The 26207-nt window shown below is 50.1% G+C and carries 16 protein-coding genes; 11 read left to right on the forward strand and 5 right to left on the reverse strand.

Annotated features, from left to right (window positions below; genetic code table 11):
- Positions 1-132: 132 nt before the first annotated feature.
- A complete protein-coding gene (locus ACFO9Q_RS15405) occupies positions 133-927 on the forward strand; it encodes a nucleotidyltransferase domain-containing protein (protein ID WP_379183580.1) in 795 nt (264 codons plus the stop codon).
- Positions 928-999: 72 nt separating this feature from the next.
- On the opposite strand, the gene ACFO9Q_RS15410 is transcribed toward ACFO9Q_RS15405, so the two are convergent.
- Together ACFO9Q_RS15410 and ACFO9Q_RS15415 are read right to left on the reverse strand one after the other, a co-directional pair.
- Positions 1000-2976 carry a hypothetical protein gene (locus tag ACFO9Q_RS15410; protein ID WP_379183583.1) on the reverse strand — a complete coding sequence of 659 codons (1977 nt, stop codon included), beginning with the start codon at positions 2974-2976 and terminating at the stop codon, positions 1000-1002.
- A 1-nt stretch (position 2977) separates the two neighbouring features.
- Positions 2978-3664 carry a GntR family transcriptional regulator gene (locus ACFO9Q_RS15415; protein ID WP_379183585.1) on the reverse strand — a complete coding sequence of 229 codons (687 nt, stop codon included), beginning with the start codon at positions 3662-3664 and terminating at the stop codon, positions 2978-2980.
- A 187-nt stretch (positions 3665-3851) separates the two neighbouring features.
- Here ACFO9Q_RS15415 and ACFO9Q_RS15420 point away from each other — a divergent pair, with 187 nt between their 5' ends.
- The 6 genes from ACFO9Q_RS15420 (at position 3852) to ACFO9Q_RS15445 (ending at position 18270) form a co-directional block, all read left to right on the forward strand.
- A complete protein-coding gene (locus ACFO9Q_RS15420; protein WP_379183588.1) occupies positions 3852-7016 on the forward strand; it encodes a discoidin domain-containing protein in 3165 nt (1054 codons plus the stop codon).
- A gap of 326 nt (positions 7017-7342) precedes the next feature.
- The gene (locus ACFO9Q_RS15425; RefSeq protein ID WP_379183590.1) at positions 7343-11947 is read left to right on the forward strand and encodes a cadherin-like beta sandwich domain-containing protein; all 4605 of its coding nucleotides are present in this window, start codon (positions 7343-7345) and stop codon (positions 11945-11947) included.
- Between the two features lie 338 nt (positions 11948-12285).
- On the forward strand, positions 12286-13263 hold the full coding sequence (locus tag ACFO9Q_RS15430; protein ID WP_379183592.1) for an ABC transporter permease: 978 nt from the start codon (positions 12286-12288) through the stop codon (positions 13261-13263).
- Positions 13264-13278: 15 nt separating this feature from the next.
- Entirely contained in the window at positions 13279-14145 is an 867-nt protein-coding gene (locus ACFO9Q_RS15435) for a carbohydrate ABC transporter permease (RefSeq protein ID WP_379183594.1), read from the forward strand.
- A 134-nt stretch (positions 14146-14279) separates the two neighbouring features.
- Complete coding sequence (locus ACFO9Q_RS15440; protein ID WP_379183596.1) at positions 14280-15815, forward strand: ABC transporter substrate-binding protein; 1536 nt, start codon at positions 14280-14282, stop codon at positions 15813-15815.
- 148 nt (positions 15816-15963) lie between these two features.
- On the forward strand, positions 15964-18270 hold the full coding sequence (locus ACFO9Q_RS15445) for a helix-turn-helix domain-containing protein (RefSeq protein ID WP_379183598.1): 2307 nt from the start codon (positions 15964-15966) through the stop codon (positions 18268-18270).
- Positions 18271-18405: 135 nt separating this feature from the next.
- Here the strand turns inward: ACFO9Q_RS15445 and ACFO9Q_RS15450 are convergent, their stop codons facing one another.
- Together ACFO9Q_RS15450 and ACFO9Q_RS15455 are read right to left on the reverse strand one after the other, a co-directional pair.
- The gene (locus tag ACFO9Q_RS15450; protein WP_379183600.1) at positions 18406-19875 is read right to left on the reverse strand and encodes a hypothetical protein; all 1470 of its coding nucleotides are present in this window, start codon (positions 19873-19875) and stop codon (positions 18406-18408) included.
- A gap of 107 nt (positions 19876-19982) precedes the next feature.
- Positions 19983-20426, reverse strand: a complete 444-nt coding sequence (locus ACFO9Q_RS15455) for a hypothetical protein (RefSeq protein ID WP_379183602.1) — start codon at positions 20424-20426, stop codon at positions 19983-19985.
- A gap of 285 nt (positions 20427-20711) precedes the next feature.
- On the opposite strand from ACFO9Q_RS15455, the gene ACFO9Q_RS15460 reads away from it, so the two are divergent.
- Together ACFO9Q_RS15460 and mutT are read left to right on the forward strand one after the other, a co-directional pair.
- Entirely contained in the window at positions 20712-23870 is a 3159-nt protein-coding gene (locus ACFO9Q_RS15460; protein WP_379183604.1) for a DUF3427 domain-containing protein, read from the forward strand.
- A gap of 13 nt (positions 23871-23883) precedes the next feature.
- Entirely contained in the window at positions 23884-24273 is a 390-nt protein-coding gene (mutT, locus tag ACFO9Q_RS15465; protein ID WP_379183606.1) for an 8-oxo-dGTP diphosphatase MutT, read from the forward strand.
- Between the two features lie 74 nt (positions 24274-24347).
- Here the strand turns inward: mutT and ACFO9Q_RS15470 are convergent, their stop codons facing one another.
- Positions 24348-25199, reverse strand: a complete 852-nt coding sequence (locus ACFO9Q_RS15470) for a nucleotidyltransferase domain-containing protein (protein ID WP_379183608.1) — start codon at positions 25197-25199, stop codon at positions 24348-24350.
- Between the two features lie 202 nt (positions 25200-25401).
- On the opposite strand from ACFO9Q_RS15470, the gene ACFO9Q_RS15475 reads away from it, so the two are divergent.
- Both ACFO9Q_RS15475 and ACFO9Q_RS15480 read left to right on the forward strand, forming a co-directional pair.
- Entirely contained in the window at positions 25402-25632 is a 231-nt protein-coding gene (locus ACFO9Q_RS15475; protein ID WP_379183610.1) for a hypothetical protein, read from the forward strand.
- Complete coding sequence (locus tag ACFO9Q_RS15480; RefSeq protein WP_379183612.1) at positions 25632-26027, forward strand: type II toxin-antitoxin system VapC family toxin; 396 nt, start codon at positions 25632-25634, stop codon at positions 26025-26027. The genes ACFO9Q_RS15475 and ACFO9Q_RS15480 overlap by 1 nt, the downstream gene beginning before the upstream one ends.
- The last annotated feature ends 180 nt before the right edge of the window (positions 26028-26207 follow it).

The following is a 26207-nucleotide window of genomic DNA, read 5'->3' on the forward strand; positions in this document are numbered from 1 at the left end:
AATGAGATGATTCCTGTGTTGGATAACAGGAGTCATCTTTTTTTGTAATACTTCTGCCCTGTTGCTACTCTCGCCATTGAGCGAAGATAGGGGCAGAGGCAGCACAGCTGCCGGTTAAGGAGGCGGTAGTCCATGACAGACGTTCGAGACGAGATCACCCAGGAACTGAAGCGAATTGAGCGTGAAGAGGGAGTTCGCATATTATATGCTTGTGAGTCGGGCAGCCGGGCATGGGGCTTCCCGTCCAAGGACAGCGACTATGACGTGAGGTTCATCTACGTTCGGCCGACCGAGTGGTATCTGTCTATCCATGAGAAGCGGGATGTCATTGAACGGCCAATTAGCAACCTGCTGGACATTAACGGATGGGATCTGAAGAAGGCGCTGAAGCTGTTCCGCAAGTCGAATCCGCCGCTGCTGGAGTGGCTGAAGTCCCCGATTGTGTATATGGTGCAGCATTCAGCGGCTGAGCAGATCCGGGCAATCTCCACGTCCACCTTCTCTCCAAGGTCGTGCATGTACCACTACTTGCATATGGCGAAGGGGAATTATCGGGAGTATCTGCAGGGTGAGCGGGTGAAGATTAAGAAGTACTTCTATGTGCTTCGGCCCATCCTGGCTTGTGGATGGATTGAGCGTTATGGCACAATGCCTCCAATTGCCTTCCACGAGCTGCTGGACGCCATGGTACCTGATAGCAGTGAACTGCGGCCGGTCATCCTGGAGCTGCTTGCTCGGAAGCTGGCTGGCGATGAACTGGACTATGAGCCGCGTATACACCCTATTAACGACTATCTGGAAGAGAGATTGAGTTACTATGAGCGTGAAGCATCACGTATGCTGACAGCGGAGGGCACTCCGGATGATCAGCTTGATGAGCTGTTCCGGTCGACGCTCAGGGAAGTGTGGGGAGAGGGTATAGCCTAGCAAGGTTGTGCTTCTACGAGAACGAACAGGCGTCCCGAGGCGGGGCGCCTGTATTTTTTGATGATGAGAAAATTAGGAGTCCAGCTGTCTGCCTTGAATGCTGTACTGCAGCTCTTCCTCGGTGACCCATGGGGTCGCGTAGGAAGGCTTGTTCACATAACGGCTCGTCATGAGCTGGAGCTTCGTTCCGGTGCCTGGTGCAAGCTGTATCGTGACCCACTTGTTGTTCACTTCCGTGGTGTCGACCACTAGCCCCTGTTCATCCAGCGTATGAACCAAGGTGAAGGTATGCTCGCCGAAGGTGCCAGCCTGAATCGTAATCTCTCGCTCGTGCAGCGGACTGGTGTTAACGAGCTGCAACATAACGGATTCGGACGATAGCTCCTCGACGAGAGCGGCAACGTGATCGGGCAAGCCCGGCCTGCGATTCGCCGTATCATAGTACCGGACGCGGGCATACAGCAGACCCCCGTGATAGATATGAATCGGGCAGCCGAGTGTCGTCTGCAGCAAGCCTTCGAGAATCATAGGCGTACGCTGCTGCCAGTGATGCACATCCCAGGTCGTAGGATCTCCCTGCTCCGAGCGCATCGCTTCAACCTGCTCGCGGATGAAGGTCAGATTCTTGCGCAGAATCTCAGCTGGATAGGCCGGATTCTCTCCGCGAATGTACTTGAACCACGGACCATGGTTGCCGAAGAAGCCCTTGCTCGTATACGTCTTCGCAGAATCCCAGTCCTCTGTGGTACGGATGCGTTCCACCCGCTCGAGGTCGGCATCGTCCATCGACATGATCCAGCAATAGAGCGGATACCAAGGGTTCATGCTGCGGTAGTCCGTCCAGCCCTCATCGAGATGCTTGTTCGGAACGAGCCATTGCCCTCGCTCATCCTGCTGGCGGAGGCTCCACAGCATATCGATCTGCGAACGCGCAAGATCCAGATAGCTCAGATCGCCTTCCATTAAGGCAGCATTGCAGCCAGCTACGACGAGGGGCTCGACGATGGAGAAGGAGCCATGCGGCCAGCGCCAGCCGTAGTAGCCGCCCCACCACTTGCCGTCATTGTACTCTCCGATCTCACCGGACAGTCCGACGTTATCTGGGGTAATGCCTCCGTTGCGCTCGGTCCGCTCCTTCCAAGCCTGGAGATAGTCCAGCACCCAAGTGCGGTAGCTGTCATCGCCGTTATATAGGTAAGCATGCGTAATTAGGCTCGTCGACGTGAGATTGAGCGGAACATCACCCTTCGCCATCCGGCTGTTGATGCGGGAGAGCACCTCGCCATAGATGCGGTCATCCGTCCACTGGCAGAGCGGACCCGGCACGCCGGGCATATCCTCGAACGGAGGCGGGTAGTTGTCCAGCACCTCCCGGTGTGTGCACCAATCCTCGGCGGTCTGCAGGAACCGCGGTCCTCGGCTGCCGTTAATCGGTGATCGCATCAGCTTCTTGTCCTTGTCATAGTTCGGCGACTCCGGGTCATCCCCCATATACATGCGAGCGAACTTCAGCGCGCGCTGGCGGTCCTTAAGCACCGTAGGATCTGCGAGTCCGTAATAGTAGATGTAGAGAGAGGCCTCGCCGTGGTGCATCCAATCGTAGTAGGCGTCGAACTCCCGATGAATCTGGCCGTACTCGGTCCACTGCCACGTAATCGTATCCCACAGCTTGCGAGACAGATCATGAATGGCAGAGCTCCCCCCAAGTGTGTAAAAAAGTGGAAAATGCATGAATCCTTCGTACGGATCGTCCGACCCGTCCATGCCAGGCCATTCCTCTCGCCAGATGAGCGTGCCGTCCGGCCTTGTATAGCGGTCTACGAACTCGAAGGCGACCTCGTTCAACGTTCGGATAATATCCCGCTGGAGCAGTGCCCATTCGGGTGGAGTCATCGGCTTGCCGGACTTGATGACGGGTATAGCTCCGCGCTGGGATGCAGCGTCGTTGCGGGATGCAGCGGGTATAGCCGCTGCGGCTGAGCTTGTGACGGAGCTTGAGGCAGAGACGGAATTCGCAGCTGAGCTTGAGGCTGTCTGGGCTTCGGACATGTTATAACACTCCTCCTGATCGTTCAATGAACGTGAGTAGATTGCTCTTCGAGCTGTAGAGATGGTCCTGTACGGCTTCCTTCATCCTAGCTGTCTCGCCAGATTGGAGCGCTTCCACAATGGCTCGGTGCTGATCAACCGACCGGATACACATCTCAAGCGTCGTTAGCTTGCCGGCAAGGTTGAATGCCCGATAGTTCATCGTCCCGGCATACATCTCGGATATTCGCTCATTGCCTGCCGCTGCCAGGAAGGCGAAGTGGAACTCATTGTCCAGCTTCGAGGACAGGTATTGCTCCAGCGTAGCCGGTGTTAGCATACGCCGCGCTTCCTCGGTAAGTCTGCTCATCTCCGAGATCGTATGTGTCTTGCGGTCTAGTGGCAGGGAAGGCCACTTCTCAATGACCCAGTTCTCCATCATGAGCCGCGCATCAATAAGGTGCTCGGCTTGTGCGGCATCCACCGCATGGACGAACGTCCCGACCTTCGGGACAGTTCGAATAAGCCCCTCAGCTTCCAGCCGGCTGAGCGCGTCGCGGATTGGGGTAGGACTGACGCCAAGCTGCGCGGCTAGCTCTGGAATGGCAATCTTCTGATTAGGGAGGAACTTACGCTGCAGAATGTTCTCCTTCAGAATCTGATACACTTGCGTCCAGTTGTTCGTGGTCGTGACGCGGGATAGGGTCATGCTGGGTGACACCTCTCTTCTCTAATTACTAGCGCTTTCATATGTCTTATATGTTATATAAAACATAGAGCAAAGTAAAGAGTTATCTGTTCACCTGCATGGCAGGGGCGCAGCACTATAGTGAAACGCCTGCTTGTCATCCCAGACTTGATATATAGAACAGTAATCGTAGAATAGTAGCTGCAGCATGACCAGTAAATTCGCAATAGAACAGTCGCAGCCGAGCGCTTCATACCCTAAGCTAATGGTTGAATCCTCTCTGGATGCTGCAGAATTCAAGAGAGGCTTCAACTTATTCAGCTTGGGAGAGGGGAGCATGAATGTGCGGAGATTAATTGCAGATGCTTCAAAAAGTAAGCGGTTACTAAAACGGTCAGCTGCGGGAACCCTAATGCTAGCCATGCTGGTTCTCGTACTAGGCACACACTTCTCTGGGGCACAGCATCAAGTCTATGCAGAAGACTCGCCAGCTCCAGTCAACCTAGCCTTGAACAAACAGGCAAGTGCCAGCAACACCTACACACTCTCCAACCTCGATCCGAAAACGTATGACGCAGCTAAGGCTGTAGACGGTCTACCCGATACTCGGTGGGCAACAACCAACGAGCCAGCCAGCTATTACCTGGAAGTGGACTTCGGCACGCCTACCACGTTCAACCAAGTGATTATGAAGCAGCCATCCCAGTTCAGCAGAATCCTTCATTATGAGATTGAGTATGAGGCAGACGGAGGGTGGAGCACGGCTTATCAAGGAAGCAATGTTGCTGGTGCAGCCGGCGCTATCAAGAGCAGTACCTTCCAGACGGTCACTTCAAGCAAGATGCGATTAAGCATTAGCAGCTTCACCGGAGGGCCAACGATCTCTGAGCTTGAAGTGTATGACCTCCCTCCTCTTGCAGCGCCTGTGCTGGAGGAAGCTTCAACAGCAGGAGAGGGTCAAGTGAAGGTTAGTTGGTCGGCAGTGCCTGGAGCCGCCGGTTATCGTCTCCAATACGGCTCTGTCCAGAGCGGCAATAGGCATATAGTAGAGCTTGGGAACGTGACGAGCTACCTCGTCCGTGAACTGCCCGAAGACGAGCATTCCTTCACCGTCTTCGCTTATGACAGAACAGGTATTAGCAGCGCCTCCAATGAACTTCGAGCGCAGACGATCGGGACCGATCAATTGGCGGCACACCTCGTCAATCTACCCTCGTTCGATCAATCCTCTGGCATTGTGTATGATGCCGGTAAGCTCACCAGCATTGATACTGGGGATTGGATAAGCTTCAAGGATATCTCCTTAGCTGGTATGACAGATCTGGCACTCACTGCCTCTGTCCTGAATCAGGATGCCAGAGTAGAGCTGTACGTCGATAGTACGATTGAGCCGGACGGCTCCATCTCAGGAGGGACGCTTATTGGCGTGTTCTCTGGCATGACCAGAGATGATGCAGCTCAAGCCGTAGAGCGGGTACAATCCCTGACCTACACCTCGAGCGGACTGCACACCATCTACCTGAGGTTCTCTTCTGCAACGGGCCGTGCGGCATCCAGCCTAATGGAGCTGGAGCAGCTGCAGCTGATGAGAGGGACGAATGCGAACGCCGATCTGAGGAGCTTAGAGGTGAGCAAGGGGAAGCTGGAGCCTGCCTTCGACAAAAGCATAACCAACTACACACTGACCTTATACGACGATGTTGACTCGGTTGAAGTCACTGCGCAAGTGATGGATACTGGCTACGCTTCACTGCAAGTGAATGGAGAGGCTCATACAGATGATACATCCATCACTTACGAGCCGGACGGTATAACGCTTGTTACCTTCACGGTAACGGCTGAGAATGGACATTCTAAGGTCTACACGCTCACCATTGTTGAGCGGCTGATATCAGATCGCTATTATGTGTCCCCAGAGGGAAGTGACGCAATAGGTGAAGGTGAAGGAACCGCTAAGAAGCCGTGGAAGTCAATGGCTTATGCATGTACGCAGGTGCCTGAAGGACGCGGAGCAACCATTCATCTTGCCCCCGGTCCATACATGGAGACAGCAGCATGCAGCCTGCCTGCGAACACGAGCTTGAAGGGAGCGGGCAAGAACAAGACCATCCTCTACTCCGCACTCTATCACGATATGCAGGGCAGTGGCTGGAATTACGACGAGCACAGCTTCCTCATCCAAGCTCGTAATACGAGCCATATTACGATCAGTGATCTTAGCCTGGTTGGGAAGATGGACAATGGGCGCAAGGCTCATGCCGGGCTGTTCATCCATGAAGCAGACAACGTGCTTGTTCATCACATTGATGTAAGAGAGTTCGAGCTAACGGGCATCTGGGCCGCCAATATATCGAGCTCTCACTTCTATGAATCGACCTTCTATAACACTGGCTATGCCAATCAAGCTGGCAGCTCCGGGGCAATTAAGCTAGGGGATATATTCGACAGCTCCTTCCATGATCTTGTCATTAAGGATACGCTCGGTGCAGACGGAATCGATACGATGCGATATGGCTGGACAGATAATCCTTATAGGCAGTTCCCAGGGCAGGATTATTACGTGGATATTGTCAGAACAGAATTCTATAACCTGGATATTGATGTCAGGCAGAACGGCTCATGGGGTGCAGGACAGCCAGGCATTGCAATCGAGCTATGGAGTGCTGACGTACATGAGGTTGACATCCATCATAATCGCTTCAGCGATAATCTCTCTCTGGCTGCGACGAACAAGGACGGGCAGACGAAGACGGCAAGGGTTCATCATAACGAGTTCATAGCCGATCCTGTCAGCCCTGCAGCGTACACCTATGCCATTGAGGCGAGTCTTGATTACATCGAAGTAGATCATAACTACTTCAAGAATGGCTATTATCCGATTGCAGACTTCTCTGGCCACATTCGCAAGGGGCTCAATATTCATCATAATGTGTTCGATCAGCTGGAGGGCCTTGATGTTATCCACATTAACGGTGGATTGAAGGATGCTGTATTTCATAATAATATCGTCACGCTCAATGCCAATCTTCGTCCCGCTGATATAGGCAAGTTCCCGTTTGCACGTCTTATTGGGGGAATGACGGAGGACTTCCGGGTTACTAATAATCTCTTCATTGATCCGGTTATGACACGTTATAATGACTTTGAATTTTTCAATCTTAACCCTAATTCGAAGAATGTAATGGCTTCGCTTGGTCCTCATGTAGTCGTGGACCAGAATCTATTCTTCAACTGGAAGCCTTATGGAACGAATGCGCTCACTGCAGATCCGAAGCTGTCACTCAAGAGCTTCAAGCTGCAGGGCAATTCTCCGGCCTTGGCGATGGGCTTCGAACCAATTGCGATTAAGGAGTTCGGCTTGTCTGACAAGTAGGGGCGGATGTCCTCTGCTTCATCTTGGATGGTAACAGGGAGCGGGAGACAGCCCGTGAGCAGATTAGCTGTTCACGGGGGTCTTCCCTCTTCATCGGGGGCTGCAGTAAGAATAGAGCAGTCAATTCACAATTGTACAGTAGCGGACAGCTTCGCCATGCATTAGCGTAATAGATGCTGCAGGGTTAACCGTGGATGAAGGAATAACCTGCAGGAACGATATTGATGAGATGGTGATGAAGGGGGGAATCGGCTGGCTCCCTAAGAGGAGGCATTGGAATTAAAGTAAGCGGTTGCACTGAGAAGCAGTATAAAAGGAGAATGATGATGTTGAGAACAATGAAGAAGCAGCTGCCTAAAGTACTTGTATGGTTCATGCTCTGTAACAGCTTGGCAAGCTTGTTCGTCTTGCAGGCATATGCCGCCGTATCGCCTCTGGTTATCGAGGCAGAAGCCTATGCCAAGCAATATGGCATTCAGAGCACCGGGAGCGGAATTGGGTATGCCGATTCGAATGATTGGCTCCGATACGATCAAGTAGATCTTACTGGCTATACGCAAGTTGACCTTACTGCCAATATTCTTAAGACGAATGCTCGGATAGAGCTCATTATCAATGCGCAGGAGAACGGGAATAGTCTGGTTGGGGGAACGGTAATTGGTACACTCTCTGGTGTCCCAACGGCGGATACTAACTCTTCCACCTCCTATGCGACCCGTACCATTATGCTGAATCAGATTGTGAGCGGAAGCCGCAATCTATATGTCAGATTCGGAGACACGAACGGCGGATTCACCTATGGCATTGCCAATGTCGACAAGTTCACCTTCACCAGACAGCAGGTATCTGCCAATGCTGATCTGAAGCAGCTTGCTGTGAGTGAAGGGAATCTGTCTCCAGCGTTCCAGCCTGGTATAACCAGCTATGAGTGGAGTGTCTATGGCGAGTCCTCTCAGGTAACGATTACTCCGCAAGTCATGGACACGGGCTATGCATCCCTGACCATTAACGGAGCGGCTCATGCGAATAATACGCCCTACTCGGTTAATCTCAATGAAGAGGATAGCCTTGCCATAGCTGTGACGGCAGAGAGCGGAGCCGTGAAGCTGTACAACGTGTCGATTGGGCGAGCCAGTACCGCTCCTGTAGTTATAGAAGCGGAAGCTTATGCAAGTCAGAGAGGAATCCAGCCGGTAACAAGCGGTATTGGCTATGTGGATTCCAATGATTGGGTGCGGTATGACAATGTTGACCTGACGGATAAGAAGGTCATTGACGTCTATGCGAATGTGCTGAAGACGAGCACCCGCATGGACTTCATCATCGATGCAACGGATGATGGAACGACGTTGTCGGGAGGTACGCTAATTGCCCGTCTGAACGGGGTAGCAGCTGCGGACCCGAATACATCCGCTTCGTTCGCTCTTCATCCCGTTACGCTGAATCAACAGGTGAGCGGCACGCACACCTTGTATATTCGATTCGGAGATGTGAATAGCGGCAGCTCCTTCGGGCTGGCTAATATTGATAAGTATGTTGTGAAGTCAATCAGTTATAAGAATTCGGATCTGAAGGACATTCGCCTGGGAAGCGGAGCCGTCTTATCTCCATCATTCAGCACAGGGGTGTACACGTATACAGCGAGTACAGCGGGACTGACCTCGGTGGATGTGACGGCAGAGCTGGCGTTCCCGCAGCTGGCATCCATTAAGATTAACGGGACTGCTCAGGCAAGCGGTACAGCGAAGTCCATTCCGCTCATTCGCGGGAGTAATCCTGTCACGATTCAGGCGATTGCACAGGATGGCACGGCGCGCACCTATACGCTTACGATTGAGAACACAGGAAGCGTGCTCCGACTAGAGGGGGAGAGCTTCCAGGCAACAGGCGGAGCCAGTGCATCGACTAGCGGTGCTTCACAGAACGGGGTAACGGCCGACCTTGTGAACGGAGCGATAGGAGGAACGAATAACAATGACTGGGCGCGGTTCGATCAAGTGAATCTGACCCCGGGCTATACGGATCTCACTCTTCGCTATGCCACTCCAGCGGATGGCGTATCCGTTGAAGTGTGGCTGGACAGTACCGTGGAATATTACGATAACGTGCGAAGCGGATTAGTCGGAGGAACGAAGCTGACTTCGTTCAAGATCAGCGGCAGCGAGCGGACAGCGAGCTATACCGCCTTCAAGACGAAGACGATCGCGCTGGATCCCTTCACGAGCGGGACGCATACGGTTTATCTTCTTTTCAAGGGGACAGATTATGGGGTTATGAACGTGGATTGGATCGAGTTCAATCGGAATTCGTTCGCGAATGCGGACCTGTCTTCCATTAAGGTAGACGAGAAGTCCATACTGAGCCCGGCCTTCAATAGCAATGTTACCACCTATCAGGTGGATGTCTTCGACGATGTGAACACCTTGGAGCTGCTGCCGGTCGTGAAGGACCCGCTAGCTTCAGCGGTAACGATTAACGGAGAGAGCTGGAATCCAGGGACGATGTACAGCGTTCAGACGGATGCGGTCAGCTCCGTTGTGATTGTCGTAACTGGAGAGGAAGGCGGCAGCAAGACGTATACGCTGAACATCAACCGCAGACCCCTGCTGATGGATGTGTATGTATCAACTGCAGGTAATGACACGAACAGCGGGAGTCTGAGCAGTCCCTTCCGAACGATAGCGAGAGCTGTGAGCCAAGCAGCTCCTGGCCGAGGAGCGACGATTCATCTAGGTGTTGGGGTGTTCGAGGTCGCCGCTGTACAATTGCCGCAGCAGACGAATCTTATTGGCGCGGGTACTGGACTAACCACCATCAAGGCCAGCTTAATGAAGGCGGTCACTTCTTATAAGCAAGGCGATGTGACGCTCTACGCCCTTCAGGGCCGTGGTCTGCATGATCTGTCCATCAGCGGATTCACCTTGGAAGGACAGATTAATGCAACGGATCTCGCTCACGGCGGAATTCTGCTGAACAACGTCACGAATGTTCAGCTCCATGATGTGGTCGTTCAGAACTTCTCGTACAACGGCATCTGGCTCGAGAATTCGGTTGGTTCCAGCATCTATAATACGGCCGTCTATGACACAGCATATGGCAATCAGCAAGCCTGTCTGGGCAATATTATGATTGGCAATATGACCGACGGGTCCCTCCATGATATACGAATCAGAGAGACTAGAGGCACTTACGGCATTAAGGCTGCAAGGAGCGATACCTTCAATGAGGGGAATGGGGCATTCGTTCCGAATTCGCTCTTAACCCACCTCACTCGGGTGAACATGTATAACTTGGATATCGATCTTAGACAGAGAGGGCTATGGGGAGTTGGACAGCCGAATATTGCGATTGAGATGCCTGGAGCGATCACGGAAGAAGTAGAGATCTTCAACAGCCGATTCGCTGATTCCGTCTCCTTGATCTCAACGGAGCATCTGCCGGAGAAGAGTGTCCGGGTGCATCATAACCAATTCATAGCGGAGAAGGCTGGAGCGAACGGCTATACGTATGCCATTGAAGTTACGATGGAGAATCTGGAGATTGACCATAATTACTTCAGTAACGGCTATTATCCAATAGCAAGCTTCGGCAAGAAGGAAGGAGGACACAAGATTCATCATAATGTGTTCGACGGCATTGACGGCCTCAGATTCCTCAGCTATGGGAATGGCTTGGACGATTCGACGATTACGAACAACGTATTCCGATTAACCGACTCACTGGAGACGAACTGGAAGGGAGTTGTTCCGTTCCTGTATATGAATAATGGCAGCAGTGATCGTGTGGCGATTGAACGTAATCTGTTCATCAGCAGTACCGTTCGCAATGATGTGGATCTGATTGCACTGGGAGCAAATGCAAGCTTAGGTGGCAGCTTCACGGTGAAGGATAATCTCTTCTCGAACTGGAAGCCTTATGGTACGAATCCGCTGGAGGCTGATCCGAAGCTATCCTACAACGACTTCCGCTTAGCGTCGGATTCACCTGCCTATGGACTAGGGTTCGAAGACATCGATGTGGAGCCGTTCGGACTTCCCCAGTCCTTCTTCTTCGCACAGCCGTCAGAGCCGATTGATCGAATCTACGTTAGAGAGGCTGGCGAAGTACTAACCAGTCCTTCGCTTGAAGGTCAACCGGGAGACAACCTCGAGCTTGCCGTAACCGCAAGGACAACGGGAGGCACCTACAAGGCGATTGCAGACAGCGTAGTAAGCTATTCGGCAGAGGATGTGTCAGGCAGCGGTGTCGTGTCCGTGAACAGCCAGGGTGTTGTATCCATGTTAGCACACGGGATGGCTAAGGTTACCGCGGTCGTGAATGATGCGGTCAGCGGGACGAAGACGTCTTCCTTATACATTCAAGTAACGGATGAGATCGCCCCTACGGCAACGGTTGCTTATAGTACAACCTCGCCTACGAATGAAGAGGTCGTCGCAACGATTACAGCAAGCGAGCCGGTCACGATCGTGAACAACGGAGGCTCGGCCAGCTACACCTTCACCCATAATGACAGCTTCACCTTCGAATTCGTGGACGCAGCCGGCAATGCGGGCACTGTGGCTGCGAGCGCAGGCAATATCGACAAGACGGCTCCGACGATGACGGTGGAGCTGGACCCGAGTGTGATCGATGAGAACAATCATAAGCTCGTTACGGTGAACGCAGCAGTTGCAGCTGCTGATGGAGATAGCGGCGTAGCTTCCATCGTCCTCCGCTCTATTACGAGCAATGAACCGGATAACGGGACAGGCGACGGCAATACGACAACCGACATTCAAGACGCGGCATTCGGCACCTTCGACACAGTCTTCCGTGTAAGTGCAGAACGAGCAGGCGATGGCAGCGGGCGCTCCTATACAGTCGTCTATGCAGCAACCGACTATGCAGGCAATGAGACAACCGTTGCAGCGACGGTAATCGTCCCGCATTAAGATGTCTATAAGTATTCCGTGAAGCAGCCCTCAAGGTTAATAGCCTTGGGGGCTGCCTCTGCATTATAGGGTGCAGAAGCCGTATAACTGTTGCTGGGCAACAACTAACCGCACAGGAACAGTGAATGCAGAATAGTACAATCCCGGAAGCGAGCGAATCTGCAATAACACAGTAGGCGGGGCGGACGGCTTCGTGGAATAATGGGGTTGTTCCCAGCGAGACGGCAGCAGCTGCACACTTACGACAGCAGCCTCTTATGGAGCAGCTGCTTCCTAGCAGCGCTGCTCGTAAGTAACTCCTTCAAGGCTGAGCGTTCAATTCAGGATGAGGTGAAGCAATGAGATCAGACCAAGGCAACCTACCAATGATAAGTCACAGCACAACACCCCATTCCAAGGGGAAGCTTCAACTAAGGCTCAGACAGATGCGTTCTCACTTCGATCTGTTCTCGCTGTCCTTACCCGGGCTCATCTATATTCTAATATTCGCTTACCTTCCGATGTTCGGAGTCGTACTAGCCTTCAAGAAGTTCCGTTATGATCTAGGCATCTGGAACAGCGAATGGGTGGGCTTGCGCAACTTCGAATTCTTCTTCAAGTCCGATGTCGCCTGGCAGATCTCGAAGAATACGGTGCTGTACGGCATTAGCTTCTGGATCATTACTACGGCCATGGCGCTCATCTTCGCTATCCTGCTCAATGAACTAACGAAGCGGTGGATCAAGGTTCATCAGACGATTCTATTCCTGCCTCACTTCGTCTCCTGGATCATTGTAGCCTATCTAGTAGAAGGCTTCCTGCATCATGATTACGGCTTCTTGAACGGCCTGCTTAACTTGTTCGGACTAGAGCCGGTCAGCTGGTACCGTGAGAGCCATTGGTGGCCTTACCTGATGAACCTCGTCTCCTTGTGGAAGGGTGTCGGCTTCGGCACGCTCATCTACTACGCAGGCATTATGGGGATCGATCCTCACTTGTATGAAGCAGCAAGAATGGATGGGGCGAACCGCAGGCAGATGGCACTGAGAATTACCATACCAATGCTGGCTCCGCTCATTGTCATTCTAATGATTCTGAGCATAGGCAATATCTTCTCGGCAGACTTCGGCTTGTTCTACTTCGTTCCGAAGAACTCGGTCTTCCTCTATCCCGCAACGGACGTCATCAACACTTACGTCTATCGTGCGCTTACGGAGATTGGAGATATCGGGATGTCAGCAGCGGTTGGCCTGTTCCAAGCGGTGGTTGGCCTCGTGCTGGTGGTATCCGCGAATTATGCAGTTCGCAAGATTAACGAAGAGAATGCCCTATGGTAGGAGGAAGCGGTCAATATGACTAGAGAAGCCAAGATCATTAATGTATTCATGACGATCGTATCCATTCTGATCGTGCTGCCCATCCTGCTGATGCTGGCGATCTCCTTCACGGATGAGCAGACCTTAAGGAAGAATGGGTTCGAATTCATCCCGGAGAAGCTGAGCTTCGAGGGCTACAGCATGTTCTGGCAAGCACCAGAGCAGTTGATTAAGGCCTATGGGGTTACGATATTTGTAACGGTGGCAGGGACGCTGCTTGGTCTGTTACTCACTACCATGACGGCGTATGCGATCTCCAGGCAGGACTATAAGCTGCGCAAGTCAACGACGTTTTATATTTTCTTCACCATGATGTTCAGCGGTGGACTGGTTCCTTCCTACATTCTCATCACGCAATATCTGCATATGAAGGATACGATCTGGGTCATGATTATTCCGGCGCTCCTCAGTCCGTTCCTGGTCATGATTATGAAGGGCTTCCTAAGCAAGCTTCCCTTCGAGGTATTCGAATCGGCGAAGATGGACGGAGCGGGCGAGTGGCGGATCTTCTTCACCATCGTTCTCCCGTTGTCTCTGCCGGCGCTTGCTACGGTAGCTGTCATCCTGTCGTTCCAGTACTGGAATGACTATATGCTGGCCTTCCTGTATGTGGAGAACAAGGACTTGACGCCTGTACAGCTGATGCTGGTGCGAATCCTCGACAACATCAACTTCCTGAAGGAGAACGCATTCCAGGGGCAGGTCGATATTAAGATCAAGGACTTGCCGACCATGTCGACGAGAATGGCGCTTACGGTGCTCATCGCTGGACCCATGCTGCTCGTATTCCCGTTCTTCCAGCGGTTCTTCATCAAGGGTCTGACAATCGGCTCACTCAAGTAGGGTTACCGTTGCGGCCTCATTCGGATACGATGGGCGGGAGATCTGGAGGGACACCATGACCTGAAGCTTCTCTCTCCCATTTATCATACAGCTTCATCCGATTATAATAGAAGAGACAAGGGAGGCACTTATTCATGTTCACAACGAAGCGCATGAGCATACTGATGCTCATCCTCTGCTTGACGCTTATTGTAGGCGCTTGCAGCAGCAACAATGGCAATAACCAGCCGTCTGGAACAGCGAACACAGGCAGCACAGAGGCAACACCTGCTCCAGGTAAGACAGAGGAGCTTAAGCCGGTGAATCTGACCTGGTACTACATTGGACCCGAGCAGGAGGACCTGAAGTCTGTCCAAGAAGCAGTGAATAAGATTACCCAAGAGAAGATCAATGCCACCGTTACACTTAAGATTGGAAGCTGGAACTATCAGGACAAGATGAACCCGATTGTTGCCTCCGGTGAGCCAGTTGACATCATCTGGGCTTCCAGCTGGAACTTCAACTATGTGCAGAATGTCAAGAAGGGTGCATTCATGGAGCTGACGGAAGAGCAGCTTGCCCAGTACATGCCTAAGACTAGAGAGACCATCCCAGCCTTCGCATGGGATGGCGTGAAGGTAGACGGCAAGATCTACGGTGTACCTTCCTACCAGATCATGGCTCAGAATCCAGGCTTCATCGTTCGCAAGAGTATTGCAGAGAAGTACGGTCTAGATCCTGCTGCCATTAAGACGATTAGAGACATGGAGCCCTTCATGGCGAAGGTTAAGGCTGGAGAGAAGGATATGGTCACCCTTGCTCTGGATCCTCGTAATGGACTATTCAAGAACCTGTCTCGTACATGGGGACTTGAAGAGGTTGGCGGAGTTGGCGCGATTGACTACAAGGCTGGAGACTACAAGGTTATGAACATCTATGAGACAGCCGGCTTCAAGGAGAGCACAGAGATCGTTCGCGATTGGTACCAGAAGGGGTATATTCACAAGGATGCTCCACTCGATAGCATCAAGGAGATTCAGGAGAAGTCGCAGGATGCTATTGTCATCCATACGACCCTTAAGCCTGGCGGTAATGTGAAGGCCTTCACGACCGAAGATAAGGTGGGCGAGGACAGCGTATATGTGCCGCTCGTAGAGAACTATGTTCCCGCTACTGCTGCACAAGCAACACTTAACGCCGTAAGCAAGACTTCGGCTAATCCGGAGCGTGCGATGATGTTCCTTGAGCTGGTCAACAATGACAAGGAGCTGTACAACTTAATCTCCAACGGAATTAAGGATAAGCATTACAAGCAAGTGGACGACAAGTATATCGAGATTATTCCAGAGAGCGGCTACTCACCGAACACAAGCTGGGTATTCGGCAATACGTTCAATGAGTACTTGAAGGCAGGCATGCTGCCTACTATTCACGAAGAGACACTCAAGATGAATGCCGAATCGAAGCCTGCTGCTCTGATGGGCTATGTATTCAACCCTGAACCGGTACAATCGAACGTAGCGAATGTCACATCGGTCTTGGATACGTATCTTCCTATTCTACTCACGGGCGCTGAGGATCCAGCGAAGGTGCTTCCTGAGTTCCAGCAGAAGCTGAAGCAAGCAGGCGTGGACGAAGTCATCGCTGAGCTGCAGAAGCAGATCGATGAATGGAAGAGCACGAAGAAGTAATCAGTCAGCTTCTCCTTTTACTTATTGAGATTCTCCTCTTGGGAGAGTCTCTTTCCTCATTCATCATGAATAGAGACTGATTTGCGATTTGTACAGTTGCCATAGAGGCTTTCTTCTGCTATTTTTAACACTACTGCAAGTAGAAGACATGTATGAGGAGGGTCCCGCTCTGCCTATTCTTCACAAGTATAAGTCCAGGAAGTATCTGCAGCGCATATCCCTATCAGTCGTATTCGTTATCCTGATCGTGCTGATTGCCTCGTCCATTGCTCTCTATGTGAATGCAGAGAAGGCCGTACTGCGCGTGCAGAAGGAAGCGGATCTGGAGAGGGCAAGCCAGATTCAATATAATCTGACCTTCATGAGGGAGAATGTGAAGGAGCTGCTGGTCAAGCTGTATTCCGCAGGGGATTACAATGGGCTCCTGTTCGACAGCGGGATGAATTACAAGGATTCCGTCGTCGCGCTGAACAAGCTGAGGACTTCACTTGGCTCCTCCAGCTATCTGCATTCCATTGTCGTCTATAACGGGCAGAATAAGTATTCCTTCCAGGCAGGCGATGTGAACAAGCAGACCATTCTAGACTTATATCTGGGCAAGCAAGACAAGGTGCCTAAGTTCCGATTCATCCCAATCATCGAAGATAATTACTTGCAATACTTCTCTATGTTCATGTACGAGGAGCGGAAGCAAGCTTCGTCGGCGTCTGAAGAGAGCGCTCTCATTATTAATGTGAAGCCGCAGTGGCTGTTCGACAACATGGAGTGGATCAATCGGCAGTCGTACAACCGGGAGACGAATGTCTATCTAATGGATACTGACGGCACGATTTTTGGCAAAAACAATCAAGTCATGCCCGACACCTGGAATCTCGGCGACACCATTAACAAGCGTATTCAAGGCACCGGAAAAAGTAAGGATCTGTTCTTCGCTGGATCAGGAGAAGAGAAGCAGGTTGTCACTTACTTGTCTACAGGTACGGAAGATTGGACGATCATTAGTGTGAAGTCCTATGAGTCTATCATGGGCAGTATTAAGCAGCTCCGCAACACGACGGTACTTATCCTTCTCATCTTCGTCGTGATCTTCGTCGGGCTGGGCTTAGCTGTGTCCCTGAGGATCTACAAGCCAGTCGAGCGATTGCTCTCGCAAATGAAGGGAGATATCGGCGAAGAGAGTGCGGATGACGATGAACTTAGAATGATGAGCAAGATGTACAAGGGAGTTGTCGATAAGTATAACTTCAACAAGCAGAACATTGCCAAGCGCTATCATCTCAGAAGGCTGCTGCTAGAGAGTCAGTCGTTCACCCCGAATGCTCTAACGCAGCTAGTGAAGGAGCATGAGCTCCATATTGATGTGATGAAGCCTCTTCGCCTGCTGGTCTTCCAGCTGGACAACTATAATGAGCTGAAGAAGAACTACAGTCATCAGGAGTGCAAGCTGTTCCAGTTCGCCATCGGGAATATAGCCAGTGAGATTCTTGCTGATCAATACAAGGTAGAGACAGTGGACCCGGAGAATAACTATGTCGTCGTCATCTTAAGCCCTAAGAGCCAAGAGTATAGGAATGGGGAAGAGCTTGAGCAGCGAGTGCGAAGAATTCAGGCTGCTGTCACTCAGTACTACCGGATTACAGTGACGGCTGCGGCAGGGGAAGTATGCCAGGAAGCTGCAGAGCTGTCTAAGACGTATGAGCATACCCTGCATCTGTCTAATTATCGGATGCTGCTCGGCCAGAGCTCTTATATAACCTCGGCGGACATTCAAGAGAATGAGAGCCACGCAGAGCTGCGTTACCCTGCGGAGCTGGAGAAGAAGCTGATTGAGCAGCTGAAGCAGGGCAGTGAGTCGGATGTGGAAGAGGCAGTGGGGGACATCTTCGAAGCGATTGCCGAGGTGCGTTATGAGAATATGTATCATTCCATTCTCCACTTCATGACCATTATTCATCAAGAGATGCGCGAGATGAATCATCATCGCCTGCAGCCGCTGCGGATGGACATTAAGGCCTTCTATCAAGAGGTGCTTAGCCAAGAGACTCTGTATGACATTCGAATGCTGTTCCTGCGTGAGCTGCTCCATATTAAGGAGCAGCTTAAGGGGTCGGAGGAGATGAAGTATACGGTCCTGTTCGATACGATCAAGTCCATTATTGAAGAGCAGTATACCGATCCCGACTTGAACGTGCAGAGCATAGCCAGCCGCTTGAAGATGTCGACCACGACGATCAGCAAGGTATTCAAGCAGCGGGAGTCGCTTGCGATTACCGAGTATATTAACAAGCTGAGGCTGGAGGCAGCGGTAGAGCTGCTGGAGAAGGAAGAGCGAAGCACGAAGGAGATTATTGTCCGAGTGGGCTTCGGCAACGAGAGCTACTTCTACAAGGTGTTCAAGAAGGCTTACGGCGTTACACCGAAGGAGTATCAGTTGAAGCGATTGAGTCAGCTGTAGTGTGGCTTCCGGCCAGATCTCACAAGATCATTGATACGACTATGCAGGAAAGCAAGGAATGGATACCCCGATTGATGCGAGGTATCCCTTCCTTGTGTTGATGGCTGGAGCGGCTTCGGTTGTTGCGCGCTGTAGTTAGCGGAACGTAAGCTCATAATCCCACCAGCGGTGGGTCTGCTTCGTCGTTAGGTTGGTGATCGTGTTCCTCTCGGGAATGACCACATACAGCTGGCCCTTGTCATCGACATAGCCCTTGCCGCGCGTATGCGGAGCCAGCTTCTCGACCTTGCCGTTGCTGTGCAGGCGGAAGAATCCGTCAGTAGGGAGGGCGTCGGTATCATTGAACTTATCATTGTAGGCATGAACGATGACTGAGTTCTCATCTGCAGAGAGGAGATCGATATCAACAGCATTAAGCTCTGTACTGGAATTGTACCTGCGTGAGCTTCCGTCCTTGCGAATGAGGGCAACCTGTCCTTCCATGTGGAAGTTCCTTGTCGTTAATTCATCTCTCACAACGGTATGACTGGCGAGCCAGTAGCTTCCGTCTGCATTCCGTGCTAGCATGTCAGGATATTGACTGAAGCCTGTAATTCTCTGAGCTTGACCATCTCTAAGTACGAACAGATGAATCTCGCTCGGCGTGTACGGACCAGGTATATGAGTGAGATAGGAGACATTAATGGTCAACAGAGTAAGCGCAACATCCAGCTTCTGAGTATAAGCATCGAACGAGACCCCGCTCTCCTCGGTGCCCGTCTTCTTATATTCCTTAACCTTGTCCAGGTAAGGGGTCAGGTCAACTAAGTTCTGATTATTATAGAATAGGGCGTCGCCTTCTCTAATAATTTCCTTATCTGCATCCTGCGATTCAGGCATCTCATATGGCTTATCCTTCCTCTCCGCAAGTTCCACAACTTCCGCATATTCCTTCTTCCCAATAAGCTTCCTTGCATCGCCTTGTAGATTCTTGTTCACTTCGACATAGTCACCCGTACTGCTCATCACATATAGATAATCTCCAGCATCGGATACAACGCCCCTGCCCGCCAGCATCTGCTCCTGTGTCCCTCGCACATGATAGCCCGTCTTCGCATTCCACTCATTCTCCCACTTGAACAAGTCATGCGTGAAGTGCCACGTCATAGGGAAGTAAGTCACGTCCCGGAACTGCAGGATGGGGTACTTCTGCTTCGCATTCACCACCACCTCGTTGTTCACCTTAATGGGGAACGAAGCAATCTTCGCCGTATAGGCTTGTCCAGCCTTGTTGCGCCCGGAGTTGTCCTGCTTCAGCGGCTCTCTCCCGTTCGGCTGCGACTGAATCGTCAGGCCTGTCGTCTTGTTCCACGCGGTAGTCAGCCCCAGTGCCCGTGCATAATTCCATGTCATCGGAAAATAAGTAATCCCCTTATACACCACCACCGGATAAGCCGCCCTCGCGCTATCCAGGGTTACCCCATTCACGTGAACTGCGTAAGTCGGAAGCTTCACAGACACATTCTGCTGCTGCGCGGCCGAGGCCGGCGCTGATCCAGCAGCACCGGCTCCTGCGACAGCGGTGAACAGCAGCAGGGCTGCGGTAAGCTTTTGCAATAGCTTCATAATCGTCACTCCTTAGCTACTAATAGTTGGAAGTCGTTCCAGTAGACTATGAGTAAGACGCAGGTGAGCGTGGAAAGTTGCACACTAAGAAAAAGTTGCTTAACAGGTCAGCCGTTCCCGGCAAAAGCAATTCCACTAAGACTTCTTGCACTCATCAAGGTGTCACCCTTCTCCTCCTGGGTAATGGTGGCCGTATAGCGAATCTGCCCGGAGATTACTTCCGCTGGGGTTGGGAAGTCCATGGCATGAATGCCGAGTGTGGAGGTGACGACCATTCCAGAGGGGACCTTGGAGCTTGTGGTATAGAAGGGTGAGGGGTCGTCGTTCTTGTATACATTGACCGTAATGGGAACCTGATTCTTCTGGAAGAGAAGAAGCACCGAGCCCGTAATCTGAACCCGTACCAGTTCGACGTTGGCAGGCAGCACCGGAGTGGTCTGGATGCCAATATCTCCGAACATGGCGGTATCCGGTGTGGTTGGAATGAGAACAGGAGTGCCAAGCCCGTTGTCCTGCATCGATAATCTGAGATCTACATACTGAATTGTCATTCGACCAGATCCTCTCCTAGTAGAGTTGTCTGCTACTATTGTATGAGAGTGTATGAGATGCGATATAGCCGAATGGCTAACCGCGCAACCTAATTATCTACCCATGCAGGATAATACTGGATCGTGTCGAACTTGATGTACAAGGTTGAAAATGGTTCTTAATTACCAGCAGACAGCGACCTACATCGCAATATGTACCGCTGGACGCGGGAGATTTGCTTGTATCGGCTGCATTGGCATTTCGAACGGCGGGAACTGCATTAATAATAATTTACGAGGTGTCCAATGAAGCAAGGCTTATACGAACAACTCATTAACAAGGGCACACTGAAGCAGCTAGCCTTGTTGGACCCATCTTCCTATGATGTTGGAAAAGAGCCGCTAGACTCAGAAGAAGCGAGGAAGCTCCTCTCCAACTACATCGCCACCGTTGTCCGAAAGGCCTTGAAGGTTGTTCGCGAGAACTCTGACAGTGATGAGGAAGCGGTACTGGCACAAGTTCGAGCCTGTAATGATATTATGACAACGCTAAGAGGCAGTCTTGATCATGAAGATTATGAAGCGCTGCAGCTGCAAGAACAAGGGGAAGTATTAACCTACGTCTATGAGAAGTTGAATTCAATTCGCTCCATGAAGGCTGAGAAAGTTCTGCGTCCAACAACGCCGCTGTCACAGAGCTCTCTGTTCACAGGCTCCCATTCTGAACCGAATATGCTTAGTGAATTGAGGCATGAGATTGTAACGGCTGATCAGATTGAGTTTCTTGTATCTTTTATCAAGTGGAGCGGACTAAGATGTCTGATTGAGCAGCTAGAGGAATTCACCGCCAGAGGTGGGCGACTTAGAGTCATAACCACGACCTATATGGAAGCTACGGATTATAAGGCTGTCATTGAACTGAGCAAGCTTCAGAATACAGAGATTAAAATATCCTATGATAGCAGTCGTACGCGTCTTCATGCAAAGGCTTATGTATTCAAAAGAAATACGGGATTTACTACTGCCTATGTAGGGTCATCCAATCTGTCCAACCCGGCTCTTACTAGCGGACTAGAGTGGAATCTTAAGGTGACTGAGAAGGACTCCTATGATGTCTTGAAAAAAATAGAGGCAACCTTCGAGAGCTATTGGAATGACCGAGAGTTTACAAGCTTTGTTGCAGATGACCCTAAGCATGAAGAGCAATTAATACAAGCACTAAGCAGAACCAAGATGCAGGACCAAACCCAAGATACCATGATGTTTAAATTTAATATTATGCCATACGATTATCAGAAGGAAGTACTCGACAAGCTTGAGGCGGAAAGAACATTGTATGGAAGAACAAAGAATTTGCTGGTAGCTGCAACGGGCGTAGGGAAGACCGTCATTTCAGCATTTGACTATAAACGATATGCTCAGCGTAACGCTAGAGCCAGACTGCTGTTCGTTGCTCACCGAGAAGAGATATTGAAGCAAAGCTTAGATACTTTCCGTTTTATATTGAAAGACTTAAACTTCGGTGAGCTGCATGTCGGAATTCATCAGGCAACAGCGCTTGACCATCTGTTTATTAGCATACAGAGTATGAATTCTACGAAGCTTACAGAGCTAACAACCGCTGACTTCTATGATTTTATTATCGTAGACGAATTCCATCATGCTGCCGCACCATCCTATCAGAAGCTGCTTAATCACTATGAACCCTCCATTCTGTTAGGACTCACGGCTACACCAGAACGGATGGATGGCAAGGATATTCTAGGCTACTTTGATCATACGACTGCTGCAGAGATTCGGTTAACGGATGCAATAGACCGGAAGCTTCTATCTCCTTTTCAGTACTTCGGAGTTAGTGATCATGTCGATCTGTCTCGAGTAAAATGGTCCAAACGCGGTTATGATCTGCAAGAGCTGGAACAGTTATATACGAACAATAAAATTCGAGTCACGCAAATTCTTAACAGTCTCAAGAAATATGTCACAGATCTAAATGGTGTAAAAGGACTTGGCTTCTGCGTAGGGGTTGAACATGCCCTCTATATGGCGAAGGTATTCAATGAAGCGGGTGTTCCATCCCTTGCCCTGCATGGGGGATCAAGTGAAGAGGATAGGAATCAAGCGAAGAGCAAGCTTGTTCATGGCGAGATCAGAATGATTTTTGTTGTGGACTTATATAATGAGGGCGTGGACATCCCAGAAGTGAATACTGTCTTATTCTTACGTCCAACAGAGAGCTTAACCGTATTCCTGCAACAACTAGGAAGGGGCCTCCGCTTAGCCGAAGGCAAAGAATGCTTAACGATTCTTGATTTTATAGGCCAAGCGCATAAAGATTACAATTTTCAGGATAAGCTTCGAGCGCTGCTTGGCAAAACGAAGCATTCCGTTCAGCACTACGTCGAGAATGGCTTTTCCAGCCTTCCGAGAGGAAGCTTCATTCAGTTGGAGAAGGTGGCCAGGTCCTACATCTTGGACAATCTCAAGCAAGCGACTAATACCAGAAGGAGCTTGATTCATAAAATTAAGTATTTTGAAGGAGACTCGGGTCTTGAGTTGTCACTGGAGAGCTTCGTAAATTATCACGGAATGAGCTTGCATGAGTTATATGGTGGAAGAACGGGGAATCGCTCATTTAGAGGACTAATGGTTGAAGCAGGTCTATTAGAGCCATTTGATTTTGAGGAGCTAGACAGCCTAGTCAAGCGAATTCCTGCATTACTGAATTTGAACTCTCGTAGATTGTTAAAGTTCCTTATAGACTACCTTATAGGTGAGAAGCTGACAGAGACTGAAGAGGAACGGTTGATGTTAAGCTTGTTCTATTATACCTTTTATAGATCAGAGCCTAAGAAGCAAGGTTTTGAAAGTATAGAAGCGGGAATACAGTTTATCTGTTCTTGTACTCCTTTCAAGGAAGAGATGTTGGATATACTTAAGTATAATTACAGTCATATCGACTTTGTTGATGAGAGCAATAGTCTTCCATACGCTTGTCCGTTAGACTTACATTGCAGATACTCCACTGATCAAATTCTGGCGGCTTTCGGTTTTTGGAATGAGGAGAAGGCTCCAAGCTTCCGTGAAGGGGTAAAATATTTTGAAGATAAAGAGACAGATATTTTCTTTATTACCTTGAACAAATCAGACAAAGACTTCTCTCCCTCAACTCTGTATGAGGATTATGCTATTAATGAGCGCTTATTCCACTGGCAGTCTCAGAGTAGGATCTCGGAAGAAACGAAAACAGCACAAAGATACATTCATCACAAGCGGACAGGTAACAAGGTTCTGTTGTTTGTACGGGAATACAAGGAAGACAGAAACTATACCTCCCCGTTTACCTTCCTTGGAGAGGCAGAGTATGTCAGACATGAAGGCAATAAGCCAATCAGCTTTGTCTGGAGATTGAAGAAAGAGATGCCACCTGCATTGGTTCCAGCAGCAAATAAAGCAATTGTTTAGGACGTGAAGAGGAATGCTCGAAGTAGCTGCAGCTATAATATTTAACGAACAAGGTCAGATTCTCATTGCACGGAGAAGGAAAGGCAAATCTCAAGAAGGGTTGTGGGAATTTCCTGGAGGCAAGATTGAAGAGGGAGAATCGGTTGAAGCCTGTCTCAGAAGAGAATTGTTGGAAGAGATGCAGATAGAGATTGTACCTCTTGAGTATTTTGCTACTAATGACCATCACTATGGCTCTATTCATATTCGCTTAATTGCGTACAAAGCATCTTATAAAAGCGGTAAGATTGCTCTAATTGATCATGATGATGTTAGATGGATATCTCGTGGTGAGTTGAAGGAGTATATATTTGCACCTGCAGATATCAAGTTTGTTGAATTGTTGGAGCGGGAGAGCATGTAAGTCTCATGTTAAGCGGGATGAATTTGAGTTAGAGAAATAGGAAGGGAGCGGGTAATTGCACCGCTCCCTTATTGTCATACCGGCTTACCTGCCTCTATCATAGATTCCGTCTCCGTAGTCAGCGCCTCTAATAATCCAATGGCCTCTTGGAGTCCAGACGCTCCTATGGGCAAGCGGCCGAATGTCTCATTCACTCGGGTAGCATACCCAGCGGGATGGACCGGGAACGTGTCGACGAGTGAAGTTGAACCCTTCTCGTTCATCCAGTACACCTCGTTATAGGCAAACAGTGCTTGGTTCAAGCACATCACCGTCCGGAAGCAGCATCCAGCTAGGTAAGTGAGATCTCCACGATTCACACCCTTCCTCGCATTCTGGAGCGAGAATGTGGCTTCCCATAGGAACTTGGATATAATCGCTCGCTGCAGCGGCTTCGGATAGGGAACGGTTTGCTTTTGCCAACAGGTGATTCGTTCCTGCGGGTCCCATAACACATGGCAGAGAGCGATCTCCGACAGATACATGTAATTGTGGAAGCCATGGGGATGGCCAGGCTGATAATCGGTAGTGACCCTACCCTCCGCGCAATCCTTAGCAACCTTGGCAACTTGCTGAAGATCCCTGTATAGCAGATCAACCGGTACCCCTTGTACGGTTAGCCAGCCTCCCCCGTTAATCCACGGACCCCAACCGCCAATTGGAGTGACAAGAGACTGCCTATGCTCGTCATCCAATTGTGTGGCTACTTCATTCAACGCTTCAACATCTATAGGCTGAATCAGCGAATCATAATATAGACCAACGTCAATGTCAGACTGCTCAGTGTGCGTTCCTCTGGCCCTGGAGCCGCCTAATACAATGGCTACAATACCCGGAACCTGTCTCAAGCTAGTGGTGACATGTTTAATGAGATCGTCTGTATGCATGGGTAATCCTTTCTGGGTGGTTTGTAGTTGATTACACTTATTTCTATGGAGATAATCATACCAAGAGACACCTATAACCTCGAAGTCAGTGGAGTATACCATGCGGCTTGAAATTAGATTAGCAGATACGAAGTCTCAGTTCACGTTCTGTAATCAAACAATGATATAATGAATTATGTTGAAAAAATGGAGGGATGTACCGATGATCTCCAAAAGGTTAGACCAGCAAACTACAAAAGCCCTTAAGTCTATGCTTCAAAATCTAAATATTAATCAGTCTCGAGTAGTCATTGACCTTGATAAACAAACGGTTGAGGTTCAAGATGATGAGCAAGATATCGAAGACCTTCTTGAGGTTGCTGGAACGTTAACTCCAGAGCGAGGCAAGGAGTTGCTTGAGGAAATAAGGAAATCCCGTGAGGAATGGGACTAATGAGCAAAGGATATCTTCTTGACACAAATATTGCTATCGCTATTCTTGTCAATGAAGCTTCAGTCGTTGAGTTCACCCAGCAAGCTATGAGAGATAAGGTAAAAATCTTCTTTTCAGTCGTAAGTGAATGTGAGGTCATAGCGGGCTTAACACCTGCAGAACAACTGCGATTGGAAAAGTTGTTCACTTCCAGAAGAAGTATCCCAGTTACCTCCCAAATTGCAAAAGCAGCAGGTCGAATACGAAGAGAACAACGAGAAAAAGGCCGCAAGCTAAAAACACCTGATGCACTTATTATTGCTACTGCCCTAGTGAACGAACTGTCATTGTTGTCGAGAGACTCGGATATGAGGTTTGTACAGGATGAGCTCGGAATACCAATCATTCAAATTTAGAAAAAAGTAGACCGCGTATGCCAAGGCATCCGGTCTACTTGTTATTTGGAATATTAAGCTGCCTAGCCACCACATTTGTAACATCATTAATGAAGCGAGGTCAGAACGAGAGGACTCAGCGGATGGAAGAGAAGGCTGCAGAAGGCCTGAGCGGAGATTGGGAGATTTACGTCTATATGA

Origin of the sequence: Paenibacillus sp. GCM10023252, assembly GCF_042653305.1 — a bacterium.
Taxonomy (GTDB): domain Bacteria; phylum Bacillota; class Bacilli; order Paenibacillales; family Paenibacillaceae; genus Pristimantibacillus.

Bases quoted from the DNA above. Each gene is read 5' to 3' on its own strand.
- ACFO9Q_RS15405 (WP_379183580.1), top strand. From the start codon at position 133: ATGACAGACGTTCGAGACGAGATCACCCAGGAACTGAAGCGAATTGAG.
- ACFO9Q_RS15410 (WP_379183583.1), bottom strand. From the start codon at position 2,976: ATGTCCGAAGCCCAGACAGCCTCAAGCTCAGCTGCGAATTCCGTCTCT.
- ACFO9Q_RS15415 (WP_379183585.1), bottom strand. From the start codon at position 3,664: ATGACCCTATCCCGCGTCACGACCACGAACAACTGGACGCAAGTGTAT.
- ACFO9Q_RS15420 (WP_379183588.1), top strand. From the start codon at position 3,852: ATGACCAGTAAATTCGCAATAGAACAGTCGCAGCCGAGCGCTTCATAC.
- ACFO9Q_RS15425 (WP_379183590.1), top strand. From the start codon at position 7,343: ATGTTGAGAACAATGAAGAAGCAGCTGCCTAAAGTACTTGTATGGTTC.
- ACFO9Q_RS15430 (WP_379183592.1), top strand. From the start codon at position 12,286: ATGAGATCAGACCAAGGCAACCTACCAATGATAAGTCACAGCACAACA.
- ACFO9Q_RS15435 (WP_379183594.1), top strand. From the start codon at position 13,279: ATGACTAGAGAAGCCAAGATCATTAATGTATTCATGACGATCGTATCC.
- ACFO9Q_RS15440 (WP_379183596.1), top strand. From the start codon at position 14,280: ATGTTCACAACGAAGCGCATGAGCATACTGATGCTCATCCTCTGCTTG.
- ACFO9Q_RS15445 (WP_379183598.1), top strand. From the start codon at position 15,964: ATGTATGAGGAGGGTCCCGCTCTGCCTATTCTTCACAAGTATAAGTCC.
- ACFO9Q_RS15450 (WP_379183600.1), bottom strand. From the start codon at position 19,875: ATGAAGCTATTGCAAAAGCTTACCGCAGCCCTGCTGCTGTTCACCGCT.
- ACFO9Q_RS15455 (WP_379183602.1), bottom strand. From the start codon at position 20,426: ATGACAATTCAGTATGTAGATCTCAGATTATCGATGCAGGACAACGGG.
- ACFO9Q_RS15460 (WP_379183604.1), top strand. From the start codon at position 20,712: ATGAAGCAAGGCTTATACGAACAACTCATTAACAAGGGCACACTGAAG.
- mutT (WP_379183606.1), top strand. From the start codon at position 23,884: ATGCTCGAAGTAGCTGCAGCTATAATATTTAACGAACAAGGTCAGATT.
- ACFO9Q_RS15470 (WP_379183608.1), bottom strand. From the start codon at position 25,199: ATGCATACAGACGATCTCATTAAACATGTCACCACTAGCTTGAGACAG.
- ACFO9Q_RS15475 (WP_379183610.1), top strand. From the start codon at position 25,402: ATGATCTCCAAAAGGTTAGACCAGCAAACTACAAAAGCCCTTAAGTCT.
- ACFO9Q_RS15480 (WP_379183612.1), top strand. From the start codon at position 25,632: ATGAGCAAAGGATATCTTCTTGACACAAATATTGCTATCGCTATTCTT.